General features: G+C 32.8%; 9 protein-coding genes and 1 tRNA gene. 4 read left to right on the plus strand and 6 right to left on the minus strand.

The window, feature by feature from the left end:
- The first annotated feature begins 19 nt into the window (after window positions 1-19).
- Complete coding sequence (locus AC1Q7L_RS01480) at window positions 20-805, plus strand: SDR family NAD(P)-dependent oxidoreductase (protein WP_492305708.1); 786 nt, start codon at window positions 20-22, stop codon at window positions 803-805.
- Window positions 802-1,779, plus strand: coding sequence for an NAD-dependent epimerase/dehydratase family protein (locus tag AC1Q7L_RS01485; RefSeq protein WP_492305707.1), 978 nt, complete (start codon window positions 802-804; stop codon window positions 1,777-1,779). The genes AC1Q7L_RS01480 and AC1Q7L_RS01485 overlap by 4 nt, the downstream gene beginning before the upstream one ends.
- 34 nt (window positions 1,780-1,813) lie before the next feature.
- On the opposite strand, the gene AC1Q7L_RS01490 is transcribed toward AC1Q7L_RS01485, so the two are convergent.
- Window positions 1,814-4,315 carry a pectate lyase family protein gene (locus tag AC1Q7L_RS01490; RefSeq protein ID WP_492305706.1) on the minus strand — a complete coding sequence of 834 codons (2,502 nt, stop codon included), beginning with the start codon at window positions 4,313-4,315 and terminating at the stop codon, window positions 1,814-1,816.
- 390 nt (window positions 4,316-4,705) lie between these two features.
- Here AC1Q7L_RS01490 and rhaM point away from each other — a divergent pair, with 390 nt between their 5' ends.
- Window positions 4,706-5,023, plus strand: a complete 318-nt coding sequence (gene rhaM, locus AC1Q7L_RS01495) for an L-rhamnose mutarotase (RefSeq protein WP_492305705.1) — start codon at window positions 4,706-4,708, stop codon at window positions 5,021-5,023.
- Between the two features lie 47 nt (window positions 5,024-5,070).
- Here rhaM and prmC read toward each other — a convergent pair whose 3' ends face one another.
- From prmC to AC1Q7L_RS01520, 5 genes are read right to left on the minus strand one after another with little or no spacing between them, the layout of a single operon-like run.
- Window positions 5,071-5,922, minus strand: a complete 852-nt coding sequence (gene prmC / locus AC1Q7L_RS01500; protein WP_492305704.1) for a peptide chain release factor N(5)-glutamine methyltransferase — start codon at window positions 5,920-5,922, stop codon at window positions 5,071-5,073.
- Between the two features lie 4 nt (window positions 5,923-5,926).
- Window positions 5,927-7,711, minus strand: coding sequence for a hypothetical protein (locus AC1Q7L_RS01505; RefSeq protein ID WP_492305703.1), 1,785 nt, complete (start codon window positions 7,709-7,711; stop codon window positions 5,927-5,929).
- Window positions 7,712-7,771: 60 nt separating this feature from the next.
- On the minus strand, window positions 7,772-8,530 hold the full coding sequence (gene yaaA / locus AC1Q7L_RS01510; protein WP_492305702.1) for a peroxide stress protein YaaA: 759 nt from the start codon (window positions 8,528-8,530) through the stop codon (window positions 7,772-7,774).
- A gap of 5 nt (window positions 8,531-8,535) precedes the next feature.
- Window positions 8,536-9,237: a CPBP family intramembrane glutamic endopeptidase gene (locus AC1Q7L_RS01515; RefSeq protein ID WP_492305701.1), complete on the minus strand. Its 702-nt coding sequence runs from the start codon at window positions 9,235-9,237 to the stop codon at window positions 8,536-8,538.
- A 21-nt stretch (window positions 9,238-9,258) separates the two neighbouring features.
- Window positions 9,259-9,870 carry an L-threonylcarbamoyladenylate synthase gene (locus AC1Q7L_RS01520; protein ID WP_066757817.1) on the minus strand — a complete coding sequence of 204 codons (612 nt, stop codon included), beginning with the start codon at window positions 9,868-9,870 and terminating at the stop codon, window positions 9,259-9,261.
- Window positions 9,871-9,971: 101 nt separating this feature from the next.
- On the opposite strand from AC1Q7L_RS01520, the gene AC1Q7L_RS01525 reads away from it, so the two are divergent.
- A tRNA-Met gene (locus tag AC1Q7L_RS01525) sits at window positions 9,972-10,044 on the plus strand.
- Window positions 10,045-10,083: the final 39 nt, after the last annotated feature.

A 10,083-nucleotide genomic window follows, 5' to 3' on the forward strand; every position in this document is an offset into this window, starting at 1 on the left:
GTACCATAAAATTTGCTTTATGGAAACGAAAGAATCTTACGCAGTTGTAACGGGAGCCAGTCAGGGTTTGGGAAAAGCATTTGCAGAAAGTTTAGCTAAGAAAAAAATTAACGTCATTTTAATAAGTCTTCCCAATCAAAATCTTGAAGCTTTGAGCTTGGAAATTGCCGAAATATATGATGTGAAAACCCAATATTATGAAGTCGATCTTTCTATAAACGAAAATATTTTCAAACTGACAGAATGGTTAAATAATTCCTTCAATATTCATATTTTAATTAATAATGCAGGTTTGGGTGGAACAAGAAAATTTTTAGATGCAACCCCACATTACATTAATACAATTCTACAGGTAAATATTACAGCAACTTCTTTAATTACGCATCAATTATTACCCAATTTATTGAGACAGCCGAAAGCATATATTCTAAATGTTTCAAGTATGGCAGCCTTTTCTCCGATTGGTTTTAAAACTGTTTATCCGGCTTCAAAAACTTTTATTCATTCATTTTCAAGGGGTTTACATGAAGAATTAAAAGACACCAATGTTTTCGTAAGCGTCGTAAATCCGGGAGCGATGAAAACTAATATTGATGTCTGTAAAAGAATTGAAAAACAAGGATTTTTAGGAAAATTAACCTTGTTAGATCCTAATAAAGTGGCTAAATATTGCGTTGATCGACTTTTTAAAAGAGATTCGGTAATTATGGTAAATCCTGTAAGTTGGCTGGTTATGAAAGTTTTACCAATTTGGATTAAACTACCTTTAATGACCAACGCTATCAAAAAAGAAATAGAAGCATGAAAAAAGTGTTTGTTACCGGAATTACAGGACTTCTTGGAGCTAATGTTGTTATAAAATTATTAGAAAATGGTTATTTTGTTATTGCTTTGGTGCGCCGGAAAAGCGGCTATTTGGGTGAAAAAAATGAGAACCTACAACTGATTGAAGGTGATTTATTTTCAGACGTTTCATCGTATTTGGACGAGGTAAGTTTTGTTATTCATATTGCTGCGGAAACAGGCCAGTATCTTCTTTTTTATAAAGATTATAAAAGAGTTAATTATTATGCCACAATTAATTTATTCTCTCAATCAGAGAAAGCTAATGTTCAGAAATTTTTATTTGTGAGCTCTGCTAACACATTGGGTTTTGGAAGTTTGGAAGAATTAGGCAGTGAAGATTTTAAACAAAAATATCCTTTCACTCAATCATTTTACGCTAAAAGTAAACTTGAGGCAGAAAATTATCTTCTTAGAAATAATAAAACCACAGAAGTCATTATTTTAAATCCAACTTTTATGATTGGAAAGTATGATAACAAGCCAAGTTCAGGAAAAATCATTTTTTGGGTTTGGAAAAAAAATCTTGTTTTCTATCCAAAAGGCGGAAAAAATTTCGTTCATGCAGAAGATGTTGCCAACGGAATTTTTAAAGCGATTGAAAAAGTAAAAAATGGTGAAAAATATCTTTTAGCCAATGAAAATTTGAAGTATAAAGAATTCTTTAAAAAAGTAAATACAGTAACAGATCAAAATCCATTGATGATTCCAATTCCGAACTTTTTATTGGTATTTCTTGGATGGATTGGAGATATTTTAAGATGTTTTAAAATCAAAACAGATCTAAGCTCATCAAATATGAAAGCGCTAAGAATTGACAATTTTTATACTAATCAAAAATCAATTGATGAATTGGGAATGAAATATCAGCCTATTGAAAATGCAATTGAAGATGCTGTTGAATTTTTCAAAAATAAAAACCGCCTCAAAAGCTGAGACGGTTAAAAAATATAATTAGCTGTTAAAAAAATTACTTCTTGATAATTTTTTGATTCACAACGCCTTGTTTTGTTTTTATCTGAATAAAATACATTCCGGATTGAAGCCCGCTCATATCAATTGATTGAGTATTTCCTTTGATATTTTTAATAATTTCGCCCAAATCATTCATTAAAATAATGTTTTCAATGGGATTTTTTTCAGAATTTGAGATGGTAAGAATTGTTTCTACCGGATTTGGATAAATCGTCAGTTTTTCAACCTTATTTTCATGTGTCGCTAAAACAGCGGAAGATGCATATTGTGTTTTAATGTAAAACAGATTTGCAACACTTCCTTTTGTAATCGAGTGTGAACCCGCATTTACCGTTGGAATCGTTACAACTCCCGAAGATGCCGTGTAAGAAATTCCGTCTACTTTTACAGTTCCGCTGAATGTTGGATCAAAAACTAAAGTTAATGAAGATGGAGCTGTTGTATTATAGTTGATTGCGGTTGCAGATTCTATTTTTAAACGTTTTGTTAAAGCTATTCCATCATAATTTGCTGAACCGTCAGTTGAATTGATATTGGCAGATGTAAATGAATAAAATGAACTGCTTAAATTAGAAGCTGTAAAATTATGTACTTCATTTCCTTGCGGATTTGTTCCTGTTGAAGTCACTGTAATACTTCCCGTTCCAGAAACTGGAGTTCCCGAAGAACCAACCGTCGTAATTGTGAAATCTACATCTGCAGTTGGTGTTCCTGATACGGTAATCGTTTTATTGGTTGCATTTTTCACAAAGCTTATTCCTGAAGCTGGAAGACCTGTTACGGTAGCATCGGTTGCTGTTCCGCCCCAAGTGAAAATCATTGGTTCAATCGCGCTTCCTGTAGTTACAGTTTGATCGTTGTTCGATGCAATAAGCAATGTCTGAGAACTAACCGGAGTTGAAGCTTCTCCCTGTACAAATACCAAAGTAGGAGTGTAGCCTTGTAATAAGGCCATCAAACCTGTATTTACCGCATCAGAAGTATCATCAACTGCATTATTGAAAGTCCAGTTGATATCTCCACCAGAAACTCTTCCCGAATACTGCGTTACTTTATCTTTGGCCATCGTCGGAGAATCCGGAACCAATGAATTGATGTATAATGAAGCATTAGTGTCAAAATTATTATAGGTTGCATTTCCCTGAAAAGCTTTGATATTAACTGTCAATGCTTCACTTCTCGTTGTTGCAACATAAGCATCAAACTGAGCTGATGCGCTTGCTGAATTGTATGGAATAAAAGCATTTTGGTTGATCATATAATTGTCGAAAGCTTTGATCATTCCGCCGTTTTCGCCTGAGAAAGTTCCTGTAGAGCCATTGGCAATATCAGTTCCCTGTTTTGAAATAAGCATCGGATATTTACAGTTTCTGAAATAATTTCCTTCCACAAAAACAGAAGAACCTAATGTTGATCCTACACCGTATTTTGAGTTTCCATCATAATAATTGTTGTAAACATGCGCCGAATAATAACGAACACGCGGATGTCTTGAATCTGAATGATCAAACCAATTATGATGATATGTGATGTAAAGTCCGGCTGTTGTTCCTTCACTTAAACCAAGAAGACAGCTTTTCCCGTTGTCCCAAAAATGATTGTATGAAAAAGTGATATACGTTGATTTTTTAGCATCCAAAGCTCCGTCACCTTTTGCCTGATCAGCATCTCCGCCTGGCTTTCCGTAGAAAAAATCGCAGTTGTGAGCCCAAACATAGCTGTTATCTTGTTGAAGACTTAAATTATCACCTTCCGCAGCATCCGTCAGCATAAAACCTAGATTTCTTACTTCAACATTGGTCGCATTTTTAATTCTTACCCCCCAGCCATTCACAACAGCATCAGAACCAACACCTTCAAAAGTCACTGAATTAGCCGCAAGACTTTTATTTTCAATTACAGCATCACCATTCAACAAATAACTTGGATCTGTAATATTTCCGATTAATCTTACGACTAAAGGACGGCTGTCACTTCCTTTTTTGAAACCATCCAAAATAGTTTGTAATCCTACACAAGGATTTGCATTAGCGCCTGTTACGTTCAGGGAAACTGTATTTTTTGTTCCTTGAGTGATGTAAATAACCACTGCATTGGATTTTAGAGTTCCGTCCAGATTGTATGCTCCGGGAATTCTTCCGTTGCTGTGGGCAAAACCTGTTCGGTCATGAGGAAGTACAGTAACTGTGTTGGAAACGGCTTCCGGACCTTCCACATTATTGGTTACGGGAACGACTTTTATGGTGTAATTTCCTGCGCTGAGACCTAAAATATCAGCTCTAAAATAAGAACCGTAACTTCTGATCAATTGGGTATCAATGAGTTTATTGGTCTGTCCGCCACCGGTGTAATAAACTCTGTAACTGTCAACTCCGCTTATTGGAGTCCATTTTATGTACGCTGTTTCAAGCCAACCTGTGGCTTGGGTTATGGTAACTTGTGCTTTCAGCAAAATGGAGCTGAAGAGTAGCACAAAATAAATAAAGAATTTTTTCATGATTGATAATATTAGTTTAGTTGTAAAATTGATTTTGTAACGTGCAATCGATTGCTTTCAAATATATATAAATTTTCAATATAAATCATTTTGTTGTGAAATTTATCATAAAAAAGTTTGTAACTGCTTTATTCTAAAAGGTTTTCGGTTTTTAGTTGAAAATATGTTAATCGTATAACCTTGGAATTAAAGGTCAATTCTAATTTCCTGAAAAAGTGGATAATGTAACGAAAAAGAGATTTAATTGGGAAAAATAGATTTTAGATCAAATAAAAATGGAGTAGTTATTAAAATCATTCAAGTTCTTTTATCTTGAAATTTGGCTGTTTTAAAAATGATACTTAGTTTTAATATTTAAAAGAAGAAAATACATTTACAAAAAAACAAATAATGAAAAAAAGAGTATCCTTCAAAATGTTTCTAAAGCCCGGTTGCGAAAACGAATATGAAAAAAGGCACAACGAAATTTGGCCGGAACTAAAGGCATTATTAAAAGAATCGGGAGTTTCGGATTATACGATCTATTGGGATAAAGACACCAATATTCTTTTTGCTCATCAAACGGTTTCGGAAGGTGCAGGTTCTCAGGACTTAGGAACTTCTGAAATTGTAAAGAAATGGTGGAATTATATGGCGGATATTATGGAAACCAATCCGGATAACTCTCCAATAAGCATTCCTTTAAAAGAGGTTTTTCATTTAGAGTAAATGGTTGATTCTCTTTGTCTTGAAAGCTTTTTTTAATGCAATATATATTATTTTGTTCCAACAATAAATCGATCATTTTCTGATAAATCTTTAACAAGCTCAACTTCTGAAAACAAATCTTTATAAAGATTCAAAGTTTCCAGACCCAATTTTTGATTAATTTCTAAAAATAATAACCCATTTTTATTTAAATTTTTTTCAGAATCTTTGGCTATTTTTCGGTAAAAAATCAAAGCGTCAGAAGTAGGAGAGAAGAGTGCCATTTTGGGTTCAAATTCTTTCACAGAATCGGCAATTTCGGTCTCTTCTTCAATTCCTATATAAGGTGGATTTGAAATAATAATATCATAATTTTCAGTCAATTCAAAATTCAGATAATCTGCATGGATAAAATTGATTTTCAATTGATGAAAGTCTGCATTCTTTTTTGCAACTTCTAAAGCTTTTTCAGAAAAATCAATTGATGAAACTTCAGCTTCAGGAAAATGTTTTTTTAAAACTAAAGGAATTATCCCGCTTCCGGTTCCGATGTCGAGGATTCTCAGCTTGTGAATTGTGAATTGTGAATTGTGAATTTTTTGAATCGCGATTTCCAATAATTCCTCCGTTTCAGGACGTGGAATTAGCACATTTTCATTCACAAAAAACTTCATTCCATAAAATTCTGTTTCACCTAAGATCTGCAAATATGGCTTTCCTGTTTGTAATTCTGAAACGATATTTTGGAATTTTTCTTCATTTTCTGAAGATATTTTCTGATCTGCAAATTGTCTTTGCTGGATACTGTTTAATTCTAAAATATTTTCTACAAAAATCTGAAAGATAAACGCACTTTCTGATTCTGTATAAATTTCCGACAGACTTGTTAAAAAATATTTTTTGAGTTCTGATACTGTCATTTTATTAATAAAACATTTCTGTTTTTCTATTTTTTAGTTCAATTTTATTTTCGCCAACCTGAAATTCATCCATTAAAGGTAAAGTAGCTTTTCTGTTGATTTTTTCTTTCCAGCTTTTGGTTTTTACAGTATTATTTTCATCACAATTTTCAGATGAATAATCAAATATTGCATCTCCTGTTGATAAATTATAATCCAATGACTGGAAATAATCACATGGAGAGCCAAAATTTACTGATGCTCCAATTAGGTACCAATTGTTGTTTTGAAACCTGTATCTATGGGTATAATTCCACTTTTGTCGGCTTCCTCCGAAATGATTGACGATAATCGTTTTGTTTTTAATGCTGATTCCTTCGTAAGGATTTCCCATCATTCCGCCATGTTCGGTAGAAAGAATAGGATTGGTCGACTGGTGCCACAATACCCAATTTTCACCTTCTTTTTTATAAATAGCTAAACTTTGTGCGAATCCTAAATCACCTTCGATTGGAGTTTCGTAAACGTAAACGGCTTCTTCTTCAGGGCTGTCGTCTAAATTTCCAAACTGTTTGTCTTTTAAAGTCCAATATTTAGGAGTGAATTCTTCAAGAGTTTTTGCTTTTTTTAACGTGATTTCTGAATCAAAATCTCCACTTTCTACCGCTTTTTGAAAGGCATTTGCTGTAGTTTGCTTTTCGTCTGATATTTTTGGAATATTTTTTCTAATATTTTCTGCATCTTTTGGAAATTCAGGTAAAATAAAACTTCTAGGTTTGGAATTTGAATCGTAATATTTTATTTCACGATATTCATAATCAATGAGCTCTTTTTTACTGTTAATTCCTTCGTCTGGATCTTGTCTGTAGTGTTTTTTTGAAATCCAGTTTCCCTGTTTATCGTAAGTATATTCAAAAGATTCGGCATATAAAGGATGTCCTGTATATTCTATGCTTTGCTCAAAAACAAGGTTGTTATGATCATCATATTTTCTGGTGGTTTTCATAGATTTTTCTGTTCCAAGCATGTGATATTGCTGTTCAACACGCTCCAGATAATCTTTTGAATACTCATATTCCGTTTTATTTTCCAGGGAATTGTGATTTGCGAACCAAATTTCAGAAAGTAAGTAGCCATTTTTATCATAAGTGAAAGTCACATCGCGATTTTCAATAACGTAATTTTTAATATCAATAGGTTTGTAAGTCCCATTCATCCATTGATAGCGATGGATTTTAGATTGATACAAAGGTGTTTTTTTTGTAAGAATGGGAAATTCAAAAATATATTCTTCTTCAGGATTGGCTACAGAATCATAACCGTAATCAATGATTTTAACGGTTGTCTTTTTTGCCTCGGAAGTGATGTTATATTTTGTGTAACCCTCATAAATAAAGGATTTATTTTCGCCTATCTTATAATCTATTTCCTCTTGAAGGTAATTATCTTTGTTGTAAAAAAGCCAGTTATAATTGTAATATTTTTTGTTTTCAATTAATTCTTTAAGAACGAGAAGATTATTTTTATAATGAAATTTTTCTACAACAGAATTTTTATCGTAAGTAGATTTTCGGTACAATTTTCTACCGTCTGGAAGATATTCTGTATATGATTCTCTTGTATAAGAAAGACCATTGAATTTTGCAGAAATACTATCATTTTTTTCAGGTTTTTTAAATTTTGTAACTGAAAAAATATTGTTTGTCTTAAAACTTATTGAATCTTCGTAAGGACTGTTAAAAGTATGGTTATCTAGAAATCCGTTAATTGATGCTTCTTTTTTTTGAGCACAGCTAAAGATAAAACTCATCGAAAAAACAAGTTTTAAAACTTTTGGAAATATCAAATTTCGAATTTCTGTATTATTCATTTATCTTGTAAAAACGAGTTTTGTATCTGTAGATTTTTCTTCGTTGATTCTATAACCTTCGTAGTTGAACGCTTTTACGTCATTTAAAGTTTTTGCATTGGTTTCTGCGCAGAATCTTACGACCAAACCTCTCGCATGTTTTGTGTAAACGACGATTGTTTTCAGTTTTCCGTCTCTTAATTCGTAAAAATCAAAATCGATTACGGGATGATTTAGCTTTTTTCTGTCAATTACTTTTCCGTATTCGTTGCTGCATAAATGAAGAAGAACTTCATTTTTTTTCATCTCAGAATTCAATTGTTCGGTCACTTTTTCTTTCCAGAATTCGTACAGATTTTTATAATTTTCAAACTCGAAATTACGTCCCATTTCCAGTCTGTAAAGCATTACTTTATCAGACGGTTTCAATAAACCATACAATCCGGAAAGTATTCTGTAGTTTTTTTGTAAATAATCTACAGCATTTTTATCTAGAGTTTTAGCATCTAAACCTCTGTAAACCTCACCTGTAAAGGCAAACATGGCTGGTGCAGATTCTTTTGCGGTGGGTTTATCTTTCCATTTTTGGTTTCTTTCCCAGTTTTCATCGGCCAGTTTTGGCGAGATTTCCATTAGTTCAGAAAGATATTTTGGAGATTTATGTTTTAAATGCGATTGTAAAAGTGCTGCTTCTTCAATGAATTTAGGCGTAGTTGTTCTCAAAAGGTCTGTTGCGTTTTCTACGTTCATCAATTTGGCAGGAGATGTTATTATTTTCATACTGTTTAAAAAGCGGATAAATGTTTAATATCAATAAAATTCATGATCATCAAAGACACAAAATCAAATAGAAAATGGCACATGATAATGATTTTAATATTCGAATATAATTTATAAAATACAGCAAAAACGATCCCAATAAAGAGAGGTCCTACAACCTGACCAATCGTTCCGTATGTGCTGTGAAGAATTCCAAATAAAATGGCGGAGATAATGACTCCTAAAACTGGACTGTTGTATATGTTTTCAATTCTTGGTTGGATATAACCTCTCATTAAAACCTCTTCTACAACGCCTGCAGTTAGGCAAGTAAAAATAATTAAAAAGTAATTATTCTTAAAAATCGATTGCAGCTGAATGAGTTTATCACTCATTTTTTCATGCGTAATAAGAAAGATCAAACCATTTAAAAGCGCTCCTCCAATCGCGCAAATAAAATAAAGACAAAGCACGGCGCTAATATAAAATGAGATTGGATATTCTTTGTCTTTCCAAATCGTAATGGGACTTTTCTCGATTAATTTACTATAGAGAAAAATCAACAGCAAAACGATCCAAATAACAATTCTGCTATTCAAAAACAGACCGGCTGTCATGGTTTTTACTCCTGTAATTAAACTGAGAAAAGGAAAAACATAAAGCATCACTAAAGCAAGAAGCACAAAAGTGAGTAAAATTCCTAAAGAATATTTTCCGTTAAAACTCATAAAATGATTGAGAAATTATAATTAAATAATTCCTTTTCCTTGTCTGATCAATTCAGGTTCGCCGGAAGTAAGGTCTACAATTGTTGAAGCTACGTTGTCACCGTACCCTGAATCAATGACAATATCAACTAAATGATCATATTTTTCGGCAATTAATTCTGGATCGGTAGAATATTCAATGATTTCGTCATCATCTTTTATGGAAGTTGAAGCAATCGGATGTCCTAATTTTTCAACAATAAGTTGTGGGATCGGGTGATCCGGCACACGAATACCGATCGTTTTGTGACCTTTATAGGCTAAAGGCACACTTTTATTGGCATCTAAGATAAATGTGAAGGGTCCAGGAAGGTGACTTTTCAAAAACCTGAAAACCGAAGTATCAATAGGTCTTGTAAAATCTGAAAGATGGCTTAAATCATTACAAATAATAGAGAATTGAGCCTTCTCAAGTTTCATTTTTTTGATCTGAGCCAGTTTTTCCATGGCTTTTATATCAAAAATATTACAACCTAACGCATAAATAGTATCGGAAGGATAAATGATCAATCCGCCATTATTTAAACATTTAATTACCTCATTAATAAGATTTTCCTGAGGGTTTTCCGGGTAAATTCTTAGTATTTTTGCCATAGTACAAAGATACAAATATTAAAATAGTTTTCATAAAACTCCTTTATTTAAAAGAAAAATTAGGATTTTAAAAAAATTGTCGTACATTTGCAATCCAATATCGCGGGATGGAGCAGTAGGTAGCTCGTCGGGCTCATAACCCGAAGGTCATAGGTTCGAGTCCTGTTCCCGCTACTAAGTTAAGTGCTTTCGGTAAGCACTCTAAAGATACAC

This window comes from Chryseobacterium sp. GW823-FHT05E08 (assembly GCF_058795655.1).

Coding starts and splice junctions, on each gene's coding strand:
- AC1Q7L_RS01485 (WP_492305707.1), top strand. CDS start 802: ATGAAAAAAGTGTTTGTTACCGGAATTACAGGACTTCTTGGAGCTAAT.
- AC1Q7L_RS01505 (WP_492305703.1), bottom strand. CDS start 7,711: ATGAGTTTTATCTTTAGCTGTGCTCAAAAAAAAGAAGCATCAATTAAC.
- yaaA (WP_492305702.1), bottom strand. CDS start 8,530: ATGAAAATAATAACATCTCCTGCCAAATTGATGAACGTAGAAAACGCA.
- prmC (WP_492305704.1), bottom strand. CDS start 5,922: ATGACAGTATCAGAACTCAAAAAATATTTTTTAACAAGTCTGTCGGAA.
- AC1Q7L_RS01480 (WP_492305708.1), top strand. CDS start 20: ATGGAAACGAAAGAATCTTACGCAGTTGTAACGGGAGCCAGTCAGGGT.
- AC1Q7L_RS01520 (WP_066757817.1), bottom strand. CDS start 9,870: ATGGCAAAAATACTAAGAATTTACCCGGAAAACCCTCAGGAAAATCTT.
- AC1Q7L_RS01515 (WP_492305701.1), bottom strand. CDS start 9,237: ATGAGTTTTAACGGAAAATATTCTTTAGGAATTTTACTCACTTTTGTG.
- AC1Q7L_RS01490 (WP_492305706.1), bottom strand. CDS start 4,315: ATGAAAAAATTCTTTATTTATTTTGTGCTACTCTTCAGCTCCATTTTG.
- rhaM (WP_492305705.1), top strand. CDS start 4,706: ATGAAAAAAAGAGTATCCTTCAAAATGTTTCTAAAGCCCGGTTGCGAA.